The 21,173-nt window shown below is 73.5% G+C and carries 15 protein-coding genes; 4 read left to right on the top strand and 11 right to left on the bottom strand.

Annotation, left to right across the window (positions count from 1 at the left end):
- Positions 1-35 precede the first annotated feature (35 nt).
- The gene (locus tag ACIO3P_RS08935) at positions 36-425 is read right to left on the bottom strand and encodes an NTP pyrophosphohydrolase (protein WP_329823765.1); all 390 of its coding nucleotides are present in this window, start codon (positions 423-425) and stop codon (positions 36-38) included.
- Positions 426-616: 191 nt separating this feature from the next.
- On the opposite strand from ACIO3P_RS08935, the gene ACIO3P_RS08930 reads away from it, so the two are divergent.
- A complete protein-coding gene (locus ACIO3P_RS08930) occupies positions 617-1,786 on the top strand; it encodes a hypothetical protein (protein WP_401848382.1) in 1,170 nt (389 codons plus the stop codon).
- Positions 1,787-1,789: 3 nt separating this feature from the next.
- Here ACIO3P_RS08930 and ACIO3P_RS08925 read toward each other — a convergent pair whose 3' ends face one another.
- Positions 1,790-3,712: an ABC transporter ATP-binding protein gene (locus ACIO3P_RS08925; RefSeq protein ID WP_401848384.1), complete on the bottom strand. Its 1,923-nt coding sequence runs from the start codon at positions 3,710-3,712 to the stop codon at positions 1,790-1,792.
- A gap of 105 nt (positions 3,713-3,817) precedes the next feature.
- Complete coding sequence (locus tag ACIO3P_RS08920; RefSeq protein ID WP_329823590.1) at positions 3,818-4,336, bottom strand: potassium channel family protein; 519 nt, start codon at positions 4,334-4,336, stop codon at positions 3,818-3,820.
- Between the two features lie 214 nt (positions 4,337-4,550).
- Between ACIO3P_RS08920 and ACIO3P_RS08915 the strand changes: the two genes are divergently transcribed.
- Positions 4,551-5,084 carry a hypothetical protein gene (locus ACIO3P_RS08915; RefSeq protein ID WP_401848386.1) on the top strand — a complete coding sequence of 178 codons (534 nt, stop codon included), beginning with the start codon at positions 4,551-4,553 and terminating at the stop codon, positions 5,082-5,084.
- Positions 5,085-5,354: 270 nt separating this feature from the next.
- Here ACIO3P_RS08915 and ACIO3P_RS08910 read toward each other — a convergent pair whose 3' ends face one another.
- From ACIO3P_RS08910 to ACIO3P_RS08885, 6 genes are all read right to left on the bottom strand, one after another.
- Positions 5,355-8,807, bottom strand: coding sequence for a BTAD domain-containing putative transcriptional regulator (locus ACIO3P_RS08910; RefSeq protein ID WP_401978128.1), 3,453 nt, complete (start codon positions 8,805-8,807; stop codon positions 5,355-5,357).
- Between the two features lie 157 nt (positions 8,808-8,964).
- A complete protein-coding gene (locus tag ACIO3P_RS08905) occupies positions 8,965-11,091 on the bottom strand; it encodes a 3-hydroxyacyl-CoA dehydrogenase NAD-binding domain-containing protein (RefSeq protein WP_401848390.1) in 2,127 nt (708 codons plus the stop codon).
- Positions 11,088-12,308, bottom strand: coding sequence for an acetyl-CoA C-acyltransferase (locus tag ACIO3P_RS08900; RefSeq protein ID WP_329823585.1), 1,221 nt, complete (start codon positions 12,306-12,308; stop codon positions 11,088-11,090). Before ACIO3P_RS08900 ends, ACIO3P_RS08905 begins: the two co-directional genes overlap by 4 nt.
- A gap of 440 nt (positions 12,309-12,748) precedes the next feature.
- Positions 12,749-14,041 (bottom strand): ribonuclease D, encoded by a 1,293-nt coding sequence (locus ACIO3P_RS08895; protein WP_329823584.1) that lies wholly within the window; start codon positions 14,039-14,041, stop codon positions 12,749-12,751.
- A 106-nt stretch (positions 14,042-14,147) separates the two neighbouring features.
- On the bottom strand, positions 14,148-14,807 hold the full coding sequence (locus ACIO3P_RS08890) for a response regulator transcription factor (protein WP_329823583.1): 660 nt from the start codon (positions 14,805-14,807) through the stop codon (positions 14,148-14,150).
- A 340-nt stretch (positions 14,808-15,147) separates the two neighbouring features.
- Complete coding sequence (locus ACIO3P_RS08885) at positions 15,148-15,813, bottom strand: DUF3000 domain-containing protein (RefSeq protein WP_329823582.1); 666 nt, start codon at positions 15,811-15,813, stop codon at positions 15,148-15,150.
- Between the two features lie 91 nt (positions 15,814-15,904).
- Here ACIO3P_RS08885 and hemE point away from each other — a divergent pair, with 91 nt between their 5' ends.
- A complete protein-coding gene (gene hemE, locus ACIO3P_RS08880; protein ID WP_329823580.1) occupies positions 15,905-16,969 on the top strand; it encodes a uroporphyrinogen decarboxylase in 1,065 nt (354 codons plus the stop codon).
- Positions 16,970-17,110: 141 nt separating this feature from the next.
- On the opposite strand, the gene ACIO3P_RS08875 is transcribed toward hemE, so the two are convergent.
- A complete protein-coding gene (locus ACIO3P_RS08875; protein WP_401848393.1) occupies positions 17,111-18,490 on the bottom strand; it encodes an FAD-dependent oxidoreductase in 1,380 nt (459 codons plus the stop codon).
- 96 nt (positions 18,491-18,586) lie between these two features.
- Complete coding sequence (locus ACIO3P_RS08870; protein WP_401848395.1) at positions 18,587-19,567, bottom strand: DUF4349 domain-containing protein; 981 nt, start codon at positions 19,565-19,567, stop codon at positions 18,587-18,589.
- Positions 19,568-19,712: 145 nt separating this feature from the next.
- On the opposite strand from ACIO3P_RS08870, the gene hemG reads away from it, so the two are divergent.
- On the top strand, positions 19,713-21,173 hold the full coding sequence (hemG, locus tag ACIO3P_RS08865; RefSeq protein ID WP_401848396.1) for a protoporphyrinogen oxidase: 1,461 nt from the start codon (positions 19,713-19,715) through the stop codon (positions 21,171-21,173).

Here is a 21,173-nt window from a genome sequence, read left to right as displayed (position 1 = left end):
CGGGCTTCCGGACACACGCCCCCGGCGGGCCCGCGCTACGCGGGCTCGTCCGGGAGTTCCCGTACGGTCCTCGGCCCCGTGCACCGCGCCCCGTACGCCGCGACCCGCAGCCGCAGCTCCCGGTCCGCCGTGACCACGACACACCCGACCCCGTCCCGCTCCGCCCCCGCGGCCAGCTCCACGATCCGGTCGTCGCCGCTGCCGGCCGCCGGTTCGACCCGTACCCCCGGCACCGACTCCACGCCCCGGGCCGCGCCCTCCACGACGAGCACGACCTCGACGGGGCCCGGCTGCCCGGCCACCCCGTCCGCCGCGAGCGGCACGAGGGAGTCACGCAGCCGCTCCGTGGCCCCGCGCCGGTCGCGCCACCATCCGTCGGGGACGGAACCGACCACATTCGCCGCGTCGACGATCAGCTTGTTCAGCACAGTCGCAGCGTGCCACAGCCACCGCGCCGCGTCCGCCCGCCGAGCCGCACGGACCGAGCCGCACGGACCCGGGGCAGGCGGCGAGGCCGGGGCGGTTCCCGAGCGGGGAGGCTGCCGCGCCGCGCCGCATACCCGCGCGTACTATCGTTGTCTGGGTTTTCTCGTACTCGGGAAGGTGGCGGCGGGCCATGGCACCGAGGTCCGGACGGACGTCGAAACGGTCGGGGGACGGCGGGGGAGACGCCGCGCCGACCACCCCGCCGTCCACGGACCCGCACCGCGCCCCCGCCGCGCAGTCCGCGGAAGCCTCCCTCCCCGCGACCACCGGCTGGCTGCTGCGCGGCAAGGACGGCCGGCTGACCGCGTACGCCGCCACCCCGGGCGGGGTCCTCCGCTGGACCGAGACCCGGGCCGGCGGCCCCGCGTGGTCAGGACCCGAGCCGCTGCCCCTCGCCGGGCTCCTGCCGTACGTGTCGGTGGCACGGAGCGCCGAGGGCTTCGTCCACCTGCTGGGGGTACGGGACCGGCAGCGCCCCGAGGGGGACGTCGAGCGCGATCTCGTCCACGCCGTCCAGTACCAGACGGGCCGGCCGCTGCGGGACTGGCAGTCGGTGGGCAATCCGCACGGCAAGGACCGCGGGAAGGGCGCCCGTATCGGCATGCCGTCCGCCGTCCTGGACGCGACCGGCTCGATGCACCTGTTCGTACGCAACGCCAACGGCGGCCTCTCCGCCAAACACCAGTCGCCCACCGGCCGCTGGCAGCCCTGGGGCGGCGCCAACGCCACGGACACCACCCTGACCGGCGAGACCTCCGCCGCCGTCACCGACCGCGGGGCCATCGACATCCTCGTCCCGGCGGGCGGCGGTACGGTGCGCTGGCTGCGCGGCACGCCCGACGCGAAACTGGAGCGCGCCGAGGAGGAACCGGCGGCGGCCGTCGCCCACGCCACGGTCACCGCGGAGCGCACCGGCACCGGCGCGCTCACCCGCTTCTGGCGCGACGCGGACGACTCCACCGTCCGCGCCTGGCGCCCGGGGACCGAACCCGCCTCCCTCGGCGGCCCCGGCACCGGCCCGCTCGCCCTGCTCCGTACCCCCGTCGACGGGTACGACTGCACGATCCTGGCCGGCCGCGGCCCCGACGGCCGCCTCCAGGTCGCCGCCTACCCCACCGAGGACGAGAAGGTGGGCCTGAACTGGACCCCCACCGGCGAACCCTGCGCGGGCGCCCCGGCGCTCGCCCTGGACGGCACGGGACGGGTGGTCCTGGCCTGCCTCGGACTCGACGGAGCCCTGCGCGTCACCCGGCAGAAGGACGAGACGGGCCTGGCGCTGGAGGCGTGGCGCCGGGTCTGACGGTCAGCCGTCGGCGGGCTCCAGCTCTCCGTGGTCCCGGGCGCGCGCCACGCCCTGGTCGGCCGCCCCGTCCGCGAACTGCGTGCGGTACAGCTCCGCGTACCGTCCCCCGGTGGCGAGAAGCTCTTCGTGCGTGCCCCGTTCCACGATCCGGCCGTCCTCGACCACCAGGATCAGATCGGCGGCCCGTACGGTCGAGAGCCGGTGCGCGATCACCACGGCGGTACGCCCTTCCAGCGCCTCGGCGAGCGCCGCCTGGACCGCCGCCTCCGAGGTGTTGTCGAGATGCGCGGTCGCCTCGTCGAGGATCACCACACGCTGACGGGCGAGCAGCAGCCGGGCGATGGTCATGCGCTGGCGTTCGCCGCCGGAGAGCCGGTAGCCGCGCTCGCCGACCACGGTGGAGAGCCCGTCGGGCAGGGAGCGGACGAGACCGTCGAGGCGGGCCCGGCGCAGGACGTCCCACAGCTCGTCGTCGGTGGCTCCGGGCCGGGCGAGCAGCAGGTTGGCGCGGACGGACTCGTGGAAGAGATGGCCGTCCTGGGTGACCATGCCGAGCGTGGCACGGAGGGACTCGGCGGACAGGTCGCGTACGTCGACACCGCCGATCCGGACGGCGCCCGCGTCGGTGTCGTAGAGGCGCGGGAGGAGTTGCGCGATGGTCGACTTGCCCGCGCCGGACGAGCCCACGAGAGCGACCGTACGGCCGGGCTCCGCGCGGAACGAGATCCCGTGCAGCACCTCGGCGCCGCCGCGGGTGTCGAGCGAGGCGACCTCCTCCAGCGAGGCGAGGGAGACCTTGTCGGCGGAGGGGTAGCCGAAGCGTACGGCGTCGAACTCGACGGAGACCGGCCCGTCGGGAACCGGCCGCGCGCCGGGCCGCTCGGCGACGAGCGGCTGGAGGCCGAGGACCTCGAAGACCCGCTCGAAGCTGACGAGGGCGCTCATCACCTCGACGCGGGCGCCGGCGAGCGAGGTCAGCGGCGCGTACAGACGGACGAGGAGCAGGGAGAGCGCGACCACGGCGCCGGGGTCGAGGCTGCCGCGCAGGGCGTAGGAGCCGCCGAGACCGTAGACGAGCGCCAGGGCCAGGGCCGAGACGAGGGTCAGGGCGGTGAGGAAGGTGGCCTGCGCCATGGCCGTACGGACCCCGATGTCCCGTACCCGGCGGGCCCGCGCCGCGAACTCGGCGGACTCGTCGTCGGGCCGCCCGAACAGCTTGATCAGCGTGGCGCCCGGTGCCGAGAACCGCTCGGTCATCCGGTTGCCCATCGCGGCGTTGAGGTCGGCGGCCTCCCGCTGGAGCCGCGCCATCCGGGTACCCATCCGGCGCGCGGGCACGACGAACACGGGCAGCAGGACGAGCGCGAGGAGCGTGACGCTCCAGGAGAGGGTGAGCATCACGGCGAGGGTCAGCAGCAGCGTCACCACATTGCTGACGACACCGGAGAGCGTGTTGCTGAAGGCGCGCTGCGCGCCGATCACATCGTTGTTGAGCCGGCTCACCAGGGCCCCGGTGCGGGTACGGGTGAAGAAGGCGACGGGCATGCGCTGGACATGGTCGAAGACCGCGATCCGCAGATCGAGGATCAGCCCCTCGCCGAGGGTGGCGGAGAGCCGGCGGCCGAGGAGGCCCAGGCCGGCTTCGGCGAGCGCGATGAGCGCGATGAGCAGGGCGAGCCGGACCACCAGCCCCTCGTCGCCGCCGGACACGATCGCGTCGACCACGCGGCCCGCGAGCACGGGTGTCGCCACCGCGAGCAGTGCGGTGGCGACACCGAGCAGGACGAACTGGATGATGCCGCGGCGGTGCGGCCGGGCGAACTCGGCGATACGGCGGAGGGTGGCGCGGGCGAACGGCCGGCGTTCGGGCCGCGCGTTCATGACGTTCTGCAACTGCGTCCAGGCCGTGGACTCCATACTCATGGCAGGACCGTAGAACCTCAAGCGGCCTTGAGGTCAACTCGTCGCGAGGGACCGGCGTCGCGAGGGACCGGCGCCGTGAGGGACCGGCGTCAGGAGGCGTCGGCGTCAGGAGTCAGGACCCGAACCGGGCCCGGAGCGTGGCCCCCGGTCCGGGGCGACGAGTTGTTCGAGCCGGTCGAACCGCAGATGCAGGGCCCGCAGCTCCCGGGCGGCGTCCGTCCTCCCCTCCGACTCGACGTGCTCAAGGGCCTTCGCCACCCTGCGGGCACGGCGCGCCGCGCTGCCGACGAACCAGGTGGCGAGGGACGCGGTGACGATGCTGAAGACCGAGATCCCGACGAGCATCACGACGCCCGCGACGACGCGTCCGGGCGCGGTCACCGGATACAGGTCCCCGTACCCGACGGTGGTGGCGGTCTCGACGGACCACCACAGCGCGAGCGGGAACGAGGTGATGGTCGCCCTGGGAGCCGACGACTCGAACGGAACGATGATCCAGGAGCCGAGCACCAGGACCACCACGACCCCGAGGACCGCCCACACGGATGCCTTCACATGCAGCCGCTGCCAGCGGTCCCCACGCAGCAGCTTGCGCAGTACATAGAACGGCGAAAACGGAGGCATGGGCCGAAGCTAGCCATTTCGGCACCGGCCGGCCGACAGGACACACCCCTGCCCGCCGGGGGATGTCCGCTCCGGCCGGGATCCCATCGGGCCGCTCCCCAGCGGTCCCATCCGTTTCCCACCGCGCCCCCATCGAGTTCCCACCGGACCACAACCTCCGCCCCCCACTCTTGTCGATGTACGGACCAACACGCACCCATGGAGGAGGCTCCTCTTGCTGTCACCGGCCAAGCGGGCAGGCGTCATCGCCGCCGCGATTCTGGGGGTCGTCGGGTCGGCGCCCCACGCGTCGGCCGCCGTCGACCCCCTGGCGGTGAAGTTCACCAACCAGCGGAGCGCGCTGTGCATCAGGCTCCAGGACGGGGCGCTGATCAGCGACTGCTTCGGCACGTCGGGCGAGATGAACTGGACGCTCGCCCCGATCGACACGGCGCCCGTCGAGTACCGCTACATCAGGAGCAACTTCAACGGCTCGTGCCCCGCCGTCTCGGGCAGCACCCTCACCCTGTCGTCGGCCGGCTGCACCTCCGGCAGCGGCACGGCCCGGATGTGGCAGATCGTGCGGTACGAACCCGGTGCCCCGCCCGCGGGGATGGCGGGCGTACGGATGGAGAGCATCGTCGGCAGGAAGTGCATGGACACGGACGCCGCCGACAACTGGGCGATCATCCCCGGCCCGTGCAGCAACACCTCGACGTCGCAGCAGTGGAACATCCCGCTGGACAAATTCAACGCACTCTTCGGCTGACGAAGGAAGACCACGGTGTTCCTCCAGGACCTGGGATGGGGCCTTCTCCCCGCACGCGGGGATGACCTGGACCGCGCTCGACCGGAGCGCCGGTCCCCGGAACCGACGGGCGAGGGGGGACGGGGGAAACGGGGGGACGGGGGACACAGGGAAACGGGGGGACGGGGGAAGGGGAAAAGGGGGAGGAGGACCGGCGGCCGGTGAACGCTCACCGGCCGCCGGTCCTCCCGCACGCCCACGCCCGAGGGCCCGGGAGCGGTCAACAGCGGTTCAGGGTACGGCGGTCAGCTCGGCCAGCCTGCGCCGCGACCGCTGCGCCCAGCGCACACAGCCGAGTTCACCGTTGTGCCGGACCGCCCCGCGCATCAGGGTGGCCGCCACCGTACGCTCGCCCGCGACCTCGGCGACCTCGGCGAGGAAGTGGTCGATGGAGCCCCAGCAGAGCATCGCGGAACCGGTGGTGACGGCGCGCCCCGCGTACGGGAGCAGCCGGTCGAGCGCCCAGCGGCACGAGCGCACATCACCGCAGAGCGCCCACGTGTAGGCACGCAGGACCATCTGGAGGAGCCAGAGCCAGTCGTGCGGCGGTTCGGGCAGCGCCTCGGCGGGCGGACAGTACGTCCCGGCCTCGGCCAGACGACCCTGGAGAGCCAGGACGAGACCGAGGTGCTCCGGTGTGATCGGGGTACCAGGACGGTTGGCCGCGAGGACGAGCGCCTCCATCTCGTCGTACCGGTCCGCGTCCAGCAGCCAGGAGACCCGGTGGGCGAACAGGGCGGGCTCGGCACCCCACGCGGACTGCTGATGGTGCCGGTACGCCTGTCCCGCCAGCCGCTCCGCCGTCGGCAGATCCCCGGCCAGGCCGTGGCGCAGCGCCGCCCACCAGCGCAGATGGGCCTCGATCTCGGGCAGTCTGACCCGCCGGTTGGCGGCGGCGCAGTCGTCGATGTCCCGCTGGGCGCCGGGCATGTCACCCGCCTCCAGCCGGATCAGGGCCCGGCGCAGGAGCAGCATGGGCATCCAGTCGGGGCTCACCCCGGGGCGCCCGGCCAGGTCCAGTTGCTCCTCGACCAGGCGCTGCCGCTCGGCGAGGGTGTCCGGGTGGCGTACGGCCTGGTGGCGCAGGTGCAGCGCACGCAGCAGCAGGGTGTCGTCACCGAGCCTGCGGGCCATCTCCACCGCCTGCGCCGAGAGCCGCGCCTTCGCCACGAGCCCGTCGGCGCCGGGGGAGCCGTTCTCGGCGCCCGCGAAGTACCGTTCGGCCGCGAGCGCCGCGAGGGCCAGGCAGCGCAGCGGCGCGTCCTGCCGGGGCAGCAGCCGTACCGCGTCCCGCAGCGCCGTCAGTACGGTGTCGTGCGCACTGCCGTACTCCCGTACCGGGGTGAAGGTCTCGATGGTGTGGACGGTCGCGGCGCGCGCCAGGGCCTCCGGGTCGGCCAGCTCACGGGCGAGGCCGATGGCGCGGTCCAGGGCCAGGACCGATTCGGGGCGCAGGGCGCCACGACAGCACAACCGGCCCCAGCGCAGGACGAGTTCGAAGAGCCGCCGGGTCTCCTCGGGGGTGGTGGGGGCGGCGTACGCGTCGACGACACCGATCGCCGCCTCGACGAGCCGGGCCGCGTGCCGGTGGGCGTACACCTGCTCGGCCCGCTCAGCGGCGGCCGTGACGGCGGCGAGGGCCTGCTCGGCGTGGCCGACCGGGGCCGCGGCGAGCCAGTGGAACGCGACCGCGTCGAGCAGTTCGGTACCTCCGGCGGTGCCCTGGGCCGCCCGGCGTTCCAGGGCGCCGGCCACCCGGGCGTGCAGGCGCGCCCGGCGGATCCGGGAGAGCGAGTGGCGGAGCGTGTCGCGGATCAGGGCGTGGCCGAACCGGTAGTGGCCGACGGGCCCGGACTCCACGACCAGGCCCCACGCCACCCCGGCCTCCAGGATGTCCAGGAGCCGGTCCGCCTCCACTCCGGCCGCCTCCGCGACCACGTCGAGGCCGAACCGCTCGCCCAGTAGGGCCGCGACGCGCAGCACGTCCTCGGCGCCCTCGGGAAGGCGCCGCAGCCGGTGCCGGATGAGGTCCCGGGTCCCCTCGGGCAGCGCGTCCGCCGGCGTTCGGGCTCCGGGTCCGGCCCCGGGCAGCAGCTTCGCCAGCTCCACCACATGGAAGGGCACACCGCCGCAGCGCCGGTGGACGACCGAGGCCAGTCCTGGATCCGTACCGGGTCCCGTGTACGCGGCGAGCATCTGGGCCACCTCCGCCTCGGTGAGCCGGGCCAGCGGGTGGCGGGTCACCCAGTCACCGGTCAGCCCGGCCACCACGGAGGCGGCGGAGTCGTCGAGTTCGGGGCCGTCACGGCTGGTGACCAGGACGAGCAGCGGCAGTTCGGGCACCATCGTGGCCAGTACGCGCAGCACGCTCACCGAGTCGGGATCGGCCCAGTGCAGGTCCTCCAGGACCACCAGGAAGGGCCGTGTCCGCGCCGCGCGGACGAGCTGTTCGACCATCGCCGCGGGGGTCCCGGAGCGCCCGCGGTCACCGGGGGCGGCGTCCGGGCCCCCGCCGGGCGGCGCGGCGCGCAGCACCTCCAGCCAGGGCCACAGGGCGGGCACGCCCTCCCCGTCGGGACAGCGGCCGACCGCGGCCGTGGTCCCGGCCGCGCCGGCCCGCGCGACGGCGGCCTCGGCGATCCGGGTCTTGCCGATGCCCGGCTCCCCGGTGACCGTCATCAGCCCGCCACGGCCGTCCGCCAGCGCCGCCAGCGCCCGGTCCACCGCGGCCAGCACCTCCTGCCGCCCGGCGAGCGCGGCACCACCCACCGCCGCTTCCGGTACGGGCGGGGCGGCGGCCCGGGGCGCGTCAGTGGTCGCGACCGGTGTCACCGGTGCCACCTGTGCCCGCTCCCGGGCCGCGTCGGGCGTGAGCCCCGGCGTCAGATCCAGCTCCGGGTCCTGGTGGAGAATGGCCTGTTCCAGTCGGCGCAGCCGCCGCCCCGGCTCCACACCGAGGTGCTCGTCGAGCATCCGGCGGGCGTCCCGCAGGGCGGCCAGCGCGTCGGCCTGCCGGTCGGACCGGTAGAGCGCGAGCGCCAGCAGCTCCCACCGCCGCTCACGCAACGGCTCCGCCGCGACCAGCGAGCGCAGTTCCGCGGCGGCGGACTCGGGCCGCCCGGCGGCCAACTGGGCCCCGCAGCGCCACTCCTGGGCCGTGAGCCGCAGCTCCTCCAGCCGGTCGGCCTCCAGCACTGCGAACGGCTCCGCGCCGAACTCCCCGTAGGCGGGGCCGCGCCACAGCGCCAGCGCCCGGTCGAGTTCGGCGAGGGCGTCGAGCGGACGGCCACCGGCCAGCCGCAGCCGGCCGGCCTCCGCCAGCGCGCCGAAGCGCGCCGCGTCGTACTGCTCGGGCAGCACGCGCAGCCGGTACCCGTCCTCCACGCTGACCAGCACCTTCCCGGCCTCACGCGGGGGCCGGTCCGGTTCGAGCGCCCGCCGCAGATGGGCGACGTAGGAGCGCAGGGTGCGGACCGCGGACGGCGGTGGCGTCCGGCCCCACACACTGTCCACGAGCCGTGACACGGGGACCACACTCCCGGCGTCGACCAGCAGGGCCGTCAGCACCCGCCGCTGCTTGGCTCCCCCCAACTCCGCCGTCCGGCCACCGACCTGCACCTCCACCGTTCCCAGCACCGCCCACCACACAGCGGTGAACGTAGCCGCGCGGGCGGTGCCGATCAACGGCCCGCCGGTTGTTGGCTCAGACGCGACGTCCGTACCCACATCCGTACAGGCGTCCGTCACACACCCGTACACGCGGAACGGGCCGTACGGAGACTCCCGTACGGCCCGTCGACCCGCCCTGCAAGATCCCGTCAGGTCCGGTCAGTTCAGGGCACTACGCCGGCACGCTCGCCACACCCGGCGCCAGGAACGGCTTGCCGTTCACCCGCTCCGAGACGCCCGCGCGGTCCAGGTACGGGGTGACGCCGCCCAGGTGGAAGGGCCAGCCCGCGCCCGTGAGCAGACACAGGTCGATGTCCTGCGCCTCGGCGACGACGCCCTCGGCCAGCATCAGACCGATCTCCTGGGCGACCGCGTCCAGGACCCGGTCGCGCGTCTGCTCCTCCGTCAGCACGGTGTCGCCCTGCTTCAGCAGCGCCGCGACCTCCGGGTCCAGCTCCGGCGCCCCGGAGTCGTAGACGTAGAAGCCGCGCTTGCCCGCCTTGACCACCGCGGCCAGGTTCTCGGAGACCGTGAAGCGGTCCGGGAACGCGCCGTGCAGCGTCTCGGAGACATGCAGACCGATCGCGGGGCCGACCAGTTCCAGCAGGACCAGCGGGGACATCGGCAGCCCCAGCGGCTCCACCGCGCGCTCCGCCACCTCGACCGGGGTGCCCTCGTCGATGACGTTCTGGATCTCGCCCATGAAGCGGGTGAGGATCCGGTTGACGACGAACGCCGGGGCGTCCTTCACCAGCACCGCCGTCTTCTTCAGCTTCCTCGCCACACCGAACGCCGTGGCCAGCGACGCGTCATCGGTCCGCTCGCCGCGCACGATCTCCAGCAGCGGCAGGATCGCGACCGGGTTGAAGAAGTGGAAGCCGACGACCCGCTCGGGGTTCTTCAGCTTCGACGCCATCTCCGAGACCGACAGCGACGAGGTGTTCGTGGCGAGGATCGCGTGCGCCGGGGCGACCGCCTCGACCTCCGCGAACACCTGCTGCTTGACGCCCATCTCCTCGAACACGGCCTCGATGACGAAGTCCGCGTCCGCGAACCCCTCGGCCTTGTCCAGCACACCCGAGACCAGGCCCTTGAGCCGGTTGGCCTTGTCCTGGTTGATCCGGGACTTCAGCAGCAACTTGTCGATCTCGGCATGGACATAGCCCACGCCCTTGTCGATCCGGTCCTGGTCGATGTCGGTCAGCACGACCGGCACCTCCAGGCGGCGCAGGAACAGCAGCGCGAGCTGCGAGGCCATCAGCCCCGCGCCCACGACACCCACCTTGGTGACCGGGCGGGCCAGCGACTTGTCCGGGGCGCCGGCCGGCCGCTTGGCGCGCTTCTGCACCAGGTTGAACGCGTAGATCCCCGAGCGCAGTTCACCGCCCATGATCAGGTCAGCGAGGGCCTGGTCCTCGGCGTCGAAGCCCGCCTGGAGGTCGCCGTCCTTCGCCGCCGCGATGATGTCCAGCGCGCGGTACGCGGCCGGGGCCGCGCCGTGCACCTTGGAGTCCGCGACGGACCGCCCGCGCGCCACGGCCGCGTCCCACGCCTCGCCCCGGTCGACCTCCGGCCGTACGACCGTCACCTCGCCCTTGAGCACCGACGCCGTCCAGGCCAGCGACTGCTCCAGGAAGTCCGCGCCGTCGAACAGCGCGTCCGCGATACCCAGGTCGTAGACCTGGCCGCCCTTGAGCTGCTTGTTCTGGTTGAGGGAGTTCTCGATGACGACCGAGACCGCCCGCTCCGCGCCGATCAGGTTCGGCAGCAGCGTGCAGCCGCCCCAGCCGGGCACCAGACCGAGGAAGACCTCCGGCAGCGAGAACGCGGGCAGGGCCGCGGAGACCGTACGGTACGTGCAGTGCAGCCCGACCTCGACGCCGCCGCCCATCGCCGCGCCGTTGTAGTACGCGAAGGTCGGCACGGGCAGCGCGGCGATCCGCTTGAAGACCTCGTGGCCGCCCCGGCCGATCGCCAGCGCGTCCTCGTGGCGCTTCAGCAGCTCCACGCCCTTGAGGTCGGCGCCGACAGCGAAGATGAACGGCTTGCCGGTGATCCCGACCCCGACGATCGCCCCCTCGGACGCCTCCCGCCCGACCTGGTCGAGCGCGGCGTCCAGGTTCGCCAGCGACTGCGGGCCGAACGTCGTCGGCTTCGTGTGGTCGAGGCCGTTGTCCAGCGTGATGAGCGCGAACCGCCCGGCCCCCGCCGGAAGTTCGAAGTGGCGTACGTGCGCCTGGGTGACGACCTCGCCGGGGAACAGCTCGGCCGCGCCCTTCAGGAGTTCAGCGGTGCTCACTTGGTGCCTCCGTCGAAGTGCGGGTTCTCCCAGATGACCGACGCGCCCATGCCGAAGCCGACGCACATCGTGGTCAGGCCGTAACGGACCTGCGGCTGCGCCTCGAACTGCCGGGCGAGCTGGGTCATCAGCCGTACGCCGGAGGAGGCCAGCGGATGGCCGTACGCGATCGCGCCGCCGTACTGGTTGACGCGCTCGTCGTCGTCCGCGACGCCGTAGTGGTCGAGGAACGCCAGCACCTGCACGGCGAACGCCTCGTTGATCTCGAACAGACCGATGTCCGCGATCGACAGCCCCGCCTTGGCGAGGGCCTTCTCGGTCGCCGGGATCGGGCCGTACCCCATCACCTCGGGCTCGACGCCCGCGAAGGCGTACGACACGAGCCGCATCCTGACCGGCAGCCCCTGCTCGCGCGCGAAGTCCTCGGCGGCGATCAGCGAGGCGGTGGCGCCGTCGTTCAGCCCCGCCGCGTTGCCCGCGGTGACCCGGCCGTGCGGCCGGAACGGGGTCTTCAGACCGGCCAGCATCTCCAGCGTCGTACCCGGCCGCATCGGCTCGTCCGCGGTGGCCAGCCCCCAGCCGGTCTCCCCGGTCGCCGGGTCGGTACGCCGGATCGAGATCGGCACCAGGTCCTGCTGGATCGAGCCGTTGGCGTACGCCTTCGCGGCCTTCTCCTGCGAGCGCACCGCGTACTCGTCCGCGCGCGCCTTGGTGAGGTGCGGGAAGCGGTCGTGCAGGTTCTCCGCCGTCATGCCCATGAACAGCGCGGAGTCGTCGACGAGCTTCTCCGAGACGAACCGCGGGTTCGGGTCGACGCCCTCACCCATCGGGTGCCGGCCCATGTGCTCGACACCGCCCGCCACGACGACGTCGTACGCGCCGAAGGCGATGGAGCCCGCGGTGGAGGTCACGGCGGTCAGCGCGCCCGCGCACATACGGTCGATCGAATAGCCGGGCACGGACTGCGGCAGCCCGGCGAGGATCCCCGCGGTACGGCCGAGCGTGAGGCCCTGGTCACCGATCTGCGTGGTCGCGGCGACGGCCACCTCGTCGATCCGCGCGGGGTCGAGATCCGGGTTGCGGCGCAGCAGCTCCCGGATCGCCTTCACGACGAGATCGTCGGCCCGGGTCTCGTGGTACATGCCCTTCGGGCCCGCCTTGCCGAACGGGGTGCGGACGCCGTCGACGAAGACGACATCCCTGACGGTACGAGGCACGATGGCTCTCCTCCAGGGTGCGGGATGGCACTGCGGAGCCCGCACGTAGCACGGGCCCACCCCCATGCTACTTACCAGTAACCAAGTTGCCCAGTCCTGCTTGTTTTTTGAGGCTCGGTTCGCCTCCGGGGCGCTTCATGTCGGCGCCGACGGTTGACCGTGCTCGGTTCGCTCGTACCTCACGAACCTGCGCGCGCTCGCCCTTACGTCGCCGACGCGCCCCTTCGGCTCACTCGCCACCAGGGTCGGGCGCACCCCGGGGCCGGCGAGAGGGTTCCCCGGTGCCGGAATCCTCGGCCTGAGTGCGCGCCTGGCCGGCGAGTGAGCCGAAGGGGCGCGCCGCTGTCGAAAGGGAGAGCGCGCAGGCCCCGAGGAACGAGGGGCCGAGCACGGTCGACCGTCGACAGTGGCATAAAGCGCCCCGGAGGCGAACCGAGCCCCTAAAGAACCAGCGCCTGTGTGAGGAGGGGGGCTACCAGGTCGACCTGCCACTGGCGGGCGCCGTGGCCGGTGAGGGCTGCCGCCACGTTCTCCTCCGTGGGGTCCTGCGGCGGTTCCCAGCAGACGCGGCGGACCGTGTCGGGGGTGATCAGGTTCTCCTGCGGCATGGTGATGCTCTCGGCCAGTTCCGAGACCGCGGCGCGTGCCGCCGAGAGCCGGGCCGCGGCTTCCGGGTCCTTGTCGGCCCAGGAGCGGGGCGGCGGCGGGCCGGTGAGGGGCTGGCCCGGCTGGGGCAGCTCCGTGTCGGGCAGGGCCTTCGCCCGGTCGACAGCGGCCTGCCACTGTTCGAGCTGGCGTCTGCCCATCCGGTGTCCGAACCCGGGCAGCGCCGTCAGCGCCTGCACGGTGGCGGGCAGTGACAGCGACGCCTCGACGATCGCGGTGTCGCTGAGCACCTTGCCGGGGGAGACGTCACGCCGCTGCGCGACCCGGTCGCGGGTCGTCCACAGCTCCCGTACGACCGCCATCTGCCGGCGGCGGCGCACCTTGTGCATGCCCGACGTGCGGCGCCACGGGTCCTTGCGCGGCGGGGCGGGCGGGGCGGCGGCGATCGCCTCGAACTCCTGGTGCGCCCAGTCGAGCTTGCCCTGCCGGTCGAGCTCCTTCTCCAGCGCGTCCCGCAGGTCGACGAGGAGTTCCACGTCGAGTGCGGCGTACCGCAGCCAGGGCTCGGGGAGCGGGCGGGTCGACCAGTCGACGGCGGAGTGGCCCTTCTCCAGGGCGTACCCGAGGACGTTCTCGACCATCGCGCCGAGGCCGACCCGGGGGAAGCCCGCGAGACGGCCCGCGAGCTCCGTGTCGAAGAGGCTGGTGGGGATCATGCCTATTTCGCGCAGGCAGGGCAGGTCCTGGGTCGCCGCGTGCAGGATCCACTCCGTACCGGAGAGGACCTCGCCGAGTCCGGAGAGGTCGGGGCAGCCGACCGGATCGATCAGCGCCGTGCCCGCGCCTTCGCGGCGGAGCTGGACCAGGTAGGCGCGCTGACCGTAGCGGTAGCCGGAGGCACGCTCGGCGTCGACGGCGACGGGTCCGGTGCCCGCGGCGAAGGCCGCGATCACCTCGGCGAGCGCCTCGTCGGTGGCGACCACCGGTGGAATGCCCTCGCGGGGCTCCAGCAAGGGGATCGGCGCCGCTTCGACGTCGTCCGGGGGAAGCGACACCAGCGACTGCCGCCGCGGGCCCCCGGTGGTTCGCAGTGCTGGCTCTGCTGCGGTCTCTTGGGCGTCGGTCACCTGTCAAGGGTATCTGTGAACGGACGGCGCCCGTCGACGGAACGTTCCGTCGACGGGCGGTGGGGGCGAGAAGCGGTCAGTGGCCCGGTCGGGTGGTGTGTCCGGTTCAGTGGATGATTCCGGTACGGAGGGCCACGGCGACCATCCCCGCCCGGTCGCCCGTGCCGAGCTTGCGCGCGATCCGGGCGAGGTGGCTCTTGACGGTGAGTGCGGACAGGCCCATCGAGACGCCGATGGCCTTGTTGGACTGGCCTTCGGCGACCAGCCTGAGTACCTCGACCTCGCGGCCCGACAGCTCCCGGTAGCCACCGGGGTGGTTCGGGGCGCCCGGAGGGCGGCGGTGCATGCGCTGGCCGGCGCCCAGGGGGGCGACGCCGGGGCGGCCGGGGTGGCCGATGTTCGTACGGGTGCCGGTGACGACGTAGCCCTTGACGCCGCCCGCGAGGGCGTTGCGCACCGCGCCGATGTCGTCGGCGGCGGAGAGGGCGAGGCCGTTGGGCCAGCCCGCCGCCCGGGTCTCGGACAGCAGGGTCAGCCCGGATCCGTCGGGCAGGTGGACGTCGGCAACGCAGATGTCGCGCGGGTTGCCGACGCGGGGGCGGGCCTCCGCGATGGACGACGCCTCGATGACGTCACGTACTCCAAGGGCCCACAGGTGGCGGGTGACGGTGGAGCGGACGCGTGGGTCGGCCACGACGACCATGGCCGTCGGCTTGTTCGGGCGGTAGGCGACCAGGCTTGCGGGCTGCTCAAGGAGAACGGACACCAGGCCTCCTGGGAAGGTGCGGGACGGGGCCGGCTGCGGGGGATGAAGCCGGGGCGAACCGTGTGTGAAGGGTCATTGACCTCTTCGGCAGCAATCCCGCTCGCCTTTAGAGAATGATCACGAATTAGTGAGTAACAATTCGGGCAATTCGGATGCGTGATCGATCATCCTACGAGTGGTCCCCCGGGCGGGGGTGTACGGCGGACGAGTGAGGGACGCCCGGCGGACGTGGTGTGACGGAGCGGTGAAGGGGCGTCAGGGGAGCCACGGACTCCGTCAGGGGAGCCGTAGGTGGGCGGGAGGAGATCCGTGGGCCGCGTCGGGAGATCCGCAGGCCCCGTCAGGGGATGCGCGGGCCGCGTCGCTGGGGCAGGGACACCACGCCGGCGCCCCCGGTGTCCCCCGCGCCCGGCGGCAGCCCCGCGACCTGGCAGAGCAGATCGCACCACGCGGCCAGGTGCGCCGCCGTGTCGGGCAGTCCGCCCCGGCCCTCGCGCGGGGTCCAGGACGCCCGGATCTCGATCTGGGTGGCCGGCCTGCGCTCCGCGAGCCCGCCGAAGTAGTACGACCCGGCCCGGGTGACGGTGCCGCTCGCCTCCCCGTACGACAGACCGCGCGCCTCCAGTGCCCCCGTCAGCCACGACCAGCACACCTCGGGCAGCAGCGGGTCGGCGGCCATCTCCGGCTCCAGCTCCGCCCGTACGAGCGTCACCAGCCGGAACGTGCCCTGCCAGGCGTCGTGTCCTGACGGGTCGTGCAGCAGGATCAGCCGGCCGTCGGCCAGATCGTCGTCGCCGTCGACCACCGCCGCCTCCAGGGCGTACGCGTACGGCGCGAGCCGCTTCGGCGCCGGGGTCGGGTCGATCTCGACGCCGGGACGCAGCCGCGCCGTCCGCAGCGCGTCGACCGCGGAACGGAACGCGGGCGGGACGGAATCCCCCTCCCCGCCGCCCGTTCCCCCGGTGCCGTTGGAATGATCGGAAAACTGTCCCTGAGCCGCAGCCATGCGGGGAAGAGTAGGCGGAACCCGCGCCTCGCGCAGGGAGGGACACCCTGCCCGGGGCGGCGGCTTCCCCGTACATGGGAAGATTCTGTCCGTGAGCGCCAACGAACGCCCCCCGGGCCAGCAGACGAAGACGTACGAATCGGCCTTCCTGAAGGCGTGCCGACGTGAGCCGGTACCGCACACACCGGTGTGGTTCATGCGTCAGGCGGGGCGCTCGCTGCCCGAGTACCTGAAGGTCCGCGAGGGCATCGGGATGCTGGACTCCTGCATGCGCCCCGAGCTGGTCACCGAGATCACGCTCCAGCCGGTACGGCGCCACAAGGTCGACGCCGCGATCTACTTCAGCGACATCGTCGTCCCCCTCAAGGCCATCGGCCTCGACCTGGACATCAAGCCGGGCGTCGGCCCCGTCGTCGCCGAGCCGATCCGCACCCGCGCCGACCTGGCCCGGCTGCGCGACCTCACCCCCGAGGACGTCGGTTACGTCACCGAGGCCATCGGCATGCTCACCGGCGAGCTGGGAGCCACCCCGCTCATCGGGTTCGCCGGGGCGCCCTTCACGCTCGCGAGCTACCTCGTGGAGGGCGGCCCGTCCCGTAACCACGAGCACACCAAGGCCATGATGTACGGCGACCCCGAGCTCTGGGCCGACCTGCTCGACCGGCTCGCCGAGATCACCGCGGCCTTCCTCACCGTGCAGATCGAGGCGGGCGCGAGCGCCGTCCAGCTCTTCGACTCGTGGGTGGGCGCCCTCGCCCCCGCCGACTACCGCCGCTCCGTGCTGCCCGCCTCCGCCAAGGTCTTCGACGCGGTCGCCGGGTACGGCGTCCCGCGCATCCACTTCGGGGTCGGTACGGGCGAACTCCTCGGCCTGATGGGCGAGGCGGGCGCCGATGTCGTCGGCGTCGACTGGCGCGTCCCGCTGGACGAGGCGGCCCGCCGGGTCGGCCCCGGCAAGGCGCTCCAGGGCAACCTGGACCCGGCCGTCCTCTTCGCCCCGACCCCGGCGGTGGAGACCAAGGCCCGTGAGGTGCTGGACGCGGCGGCCGGGCTGGAGGGCCACATCTTCAATCTGGGCCACGGTGTGCTGCCGAGCATGGACCCGGACTCACTGACCAGGCTCGTCGACTACGTGCACACGCAGACCGCTCACTGATTGGCCGAAAAGTGTTGGTGGGGCGGGAGTGAGGCGGGAGTGGGACGGAGGTGATTCGCCCCGGAGTGGCGGGGATGAGGTAATTCGTCCCTTATCGCCGGACCTGCCCGACCTCGCCCGCCCCCGCCGCCCGCGCGGTGCTCACCAGCCCGCCGCCCTGACCGCCGTCGCCGCCTTGCGCGCGGCGACCAGCACCGGGTCCCAGACGGGCGAGAACGGCGGCGCGTACCCCAGGTCCAGGGTGGTCATCCCCTCCACCGACATCCTGGCGGTCAGCGCCACCGCCGCGATGTCCACGCGCTTCGCCGCGCCCTCCCGGCCGACGATCTGCACCCCCAGCAGCCGCCCCGTACGCCGCTCCGCGAGCATCTTCACCGTCATCGGCGCGGCGCCCGGGTAGTAGCCGGCGCTGTTGGTCGACTCGATCGTGGCGCTCACGTACTGGAGCCCGGCCCTGCGGGCGTCCTTCTCGCGCAGCCCCGTCCGGGCGATCTCCAGGTCGCAGACCTTGCTGACGGCCGTACCGACGACCCCGGGGAAGGTGGCGTAGCCGCCGCTCACGTTGGTGCCGATGATCTGGCCGTGCTTGTTCGCGTGCGTGCCCAGCGCGACATGGCGGGTGGCGCCCGAGACCAGGTCGAGGACCTCCACGCAGTCGCCGCCCGCCCAGACGTTCTCGTGGCCGCGTACCCGCATCGACAGATCGGTGACCAGCCCGCCGTACGGTCCGACGGGCAGCCCGGCGGCGCGGGCGAGGGCCGTCTCCGGCTCGACGCCGATACCGAGGACGACGACGTCCGCCGGGTACTCGGCGTCCGCGGTGGCCACCGCCCGCACCCGGCCGTCCTCGCCGGTACGGATCGCGGCCACCTCCGCGCCGCCCACGGTGGTGATGCCCAGCCCGTCCATCGCCTCATGGACGAGGCGCCCCATGTCCGGGTCGAGGGTCGCCATCGGCTGCTCGCCGCGGTGCACGACGGTGACCTCGTACCCGCGCTTCAGCAGCGACTCGGCCATCTCCACGCCGATGTACCCCGCGCCGACGACGACCGCGCGCCCGCCCTCGGTCGCGGCGAGGGTGTCCAGCAGCGCCTGGCCGTCGTCGAGGGTCTGCACCCCGTGCACGCCCGGCGCGTCGATCCCGGGCAGCGCGGGCCGTACGGGGCGGGCGCCCGTCGCGACGACCAGCTTGTCGAAGCCGGTCCAGCTCTCCGTACCGGCCTCCAGATCGCGGGCGCGGACCCGCTGCCCCGCCAGGTCGATCTCCACGGCCTCCGTGCGGGTCCGCAGCCCGATGGCGCGGGCCCGGTGCTCCTCGGGTGTACGGGCGATCAGCGCGTCCCGCTCCGTGACGTCGCCGCCCACCCAGTACGGGATGCCGCACGCGGAGTACGAGGTGAAGTGCCCGCGCTCGAACGCGACGATCTCCAGCTCCTCCGGGCCCCGGCCCCTGCGGGCCTGCGACGCGGCGGACATGCCCGCCGCGTCGCCCCCGATGACCACCATGCGCTCCGCCGCCATGTGCGCGTCCCTCCGTCCCTGTTCACCAGGGAGTTGTTCACCAGGTCGTCGTTCATAAGGTCGTACCGGAAGGGAACGCTACGCGGACGGAACCGGTCAGTCCTCCTCGCGCCCCCGCTCGGCGGGTTCGGCCGGTGCCTCGGGTGCTGCGGGTTCGGCGGGTTGCGTGGGCTTCACCGGCCCGGCCGCCACCAGCGGCGGAGCCGACGCGGGCAGCAGCCGGCGCACCAGCCGCCACAGCAGGTAGAGCGCCCCGAGCGCGGCGGCGAACGGCAGCGCAGCCCCGAGGACCACCCCGATCCACCGCAGGGTCGTCAGGAGCGCGTCCCAGCCGCCGCCCAGCGCGTCCAGGAACCCCGGATCCTCCGCCTTCTCCTCCTCCTTCACGACCGGGTTCTCGAAGAGCTCCAGGGTGATCGTCGCCAGCGTGGTGCGGTCCTTGAGGGACGCCTGCTGGGCGAGCAGCGCCTCCAGCGCCGACTGCCGGCTGCTCAACTCACCTTCCAGCGCCACCACATCGCTCAGTTTCGTGGCCCGGTCCATCAACTCCCGTACCCGCGCCACGCTCACGCGCTGCGAGGCGACCCGGCTGTCGACGTCGACGACCTGGTCGGTGACGTCCTCGGCGTTCGCCTTGCGCGTCAACAGCGTTCCCGTGCCCGACAGTTCGGCCAGCACCGCGTCGTACTTGTCCTGCGGGACGCGCAGCACGATCCGCGAGGTCACCCCGCTGTCCTCGTCCCGCTCGGTCACCTCGTCCTGCACCAGACCGCCGGCGTTCCCGGCCGCGGCCCGCGCCGTGGAGAGCGCCTTCCGCGTGTCCTTGACGCGCACGGTCAGCTCGGCGGTACGGATTACATGGACCCCGGCGGGCGCGGCGCTCTTCCCGTCCGCGCCCTTGGCGCCGGGCGTGGCGGCGTCACCGGCGCCCGCCCCCGCCTCCAGGCCGGCCGCCTGCCCTCCCGGCCCCTCCGCGGGCCTGGCGACGCCCTTCGAGGCCGCCTCGTCGGCGGATCCGGCGCTGCATCCGGCGAGCGCGAGTGAAACGGTGAGCAGTGCCGCCGCGAACGCGGGCATCGCACGCATGGTCCCCCCAGGTATTCGGTTGATGTCGCCGGTTCGACGTGTGGGGCCCCTGCGCGGGTTGCCCTTCCACGGTTCCGAAGCGGTCACGGTCAGGACTCGTTACCGGCGGGGTGAACGTGTTTGAGAGAGTGGGGCCATGGAGTCGAGCGCGCAGCACGTGGACACGCATACGGGCCATGTCGTCGTCATCGGGGGCGGTATCGCCGGTCTCGCCGCCGCCCACCGGCTGCTGGGCGCCGGTATCCGGGTCACCCTGCTGGAGGCCAGCGACCGGCTCGGCGGCAAGCTGCGTACGGGCGAGATCGAGGGCGCCCCCGTCGACCTCGGCGCCGAGTCCATGCTCGCCCGCCGCCCCGAGGGCGTCGACCTCGCCGAGGCCGTCGGGCTCGGCGCGCTGCTCCAGCCGCCCACCGCCACCACCGCCTCCGTCTGGACGCGCGGCGCGCTGCGGCCCATGCCCAAGGGCCATGTGATGGGCGTGCCCGGCGACCCCGCCGCCCTCGCCGGACTCCTCTCCGACGAAGGGCTCGCCCGGATCGCCCGCGAACCGGAGCTGCCCCCCACCGAGGTCGGCGACGACGTCGCGGTCGGCGCGTACGTCGCCGAGCGGCTCGGCCGCGAGGTCGTCGACCGGCTGGTCGAACCCCTGCTCGGCGGGGTCTACGCGGGCGACGCCTACCGCATCTCCATGAAGGCCGCCGTCCCGCAGCTCTTCGAAGCCGTCAAGGCCCATGACTCGCTGCTGGCCGGCGTCCGCGAGATCCAGGAGCGGACCGCTGCCAAGCAGCCGGGCGGCGCCGTCTTCGCGGGCATCGAGGGCGGCGTGGGCCGCCTGCCCGGCGCCGTCGCCGACGCCGTACGGGCCGGGGGCGGCGAGATCCTGCTGGAGACGCCCGTCCTCGCCCTGACCCGTACCGCCGAGGGCTGGCACCTGCGCACCGGGCACCCCACCCGCCCCGACGCGCGTGTCCTCACCGCCGACGGCGTGGTCCTCGCGACCCCCGCGTGGTCCGCCTCCGCGCTGCTCGCCGACGCGTCACCGGCCGCCTCCGCCGAACTCGCCGCGGTCGAGTACGCGTCGATGGCGCTGGTGACGATGGCCTTCCGGCGCGCCGACATCGGTGCCATGCCCGAGGGCAGCGGCTTCCTCGTCCCGCCCGTCGACGGCCGCACCATCAAGGCGTCGACCTTCTCCACCCGTAAATGGGGATGGGTCGACAGGGCAGCCCCCGACCTGTTCGTGCTGCGCACCTCCATCGGCCGCTACGGCGAGGAGGAACAGCTCCAGCGCGAGGACCCCGAACTCCTCGACGTCTCCCTGCGCGACCTGCGGGAGGCGACCGGCCTCACCGCCCGCCCGGTCGCCCACGAGGTGACGCGCTGGATCGACGGGCTGCCCCAGTACCCGGTCGGCCACCAGGCCAGGGTCGCCCGTATCCGCGACTCCGTCGCCGAACTCCCCGGGCTGCGCGTCTGCGGCGCCGCGTACGACGGCGTCGGCATCCCCGCCTGCGTCGCGAGCGCGCGGCGCGCCGCGGACGAGATCATCGCCACGTCGACCCTGGCGCCGGGCACCGGTCGCGGCGCGGGAGAATAG

Origin of the sequence: Streptomyces sp. NPDC087310 (assembly GCF_044744405.1) — a bacterium.
GTDB lineage: Bacteria > Actinomycetota > Actinomycetes > Streptomycetales > Streptomycetaceae > Streptomyces.
The sequence above is the reverse complement of the archived record's forward strand: the minus strand, read 5'-3'. Positions and strand labels throughout refer to the sequence as shown.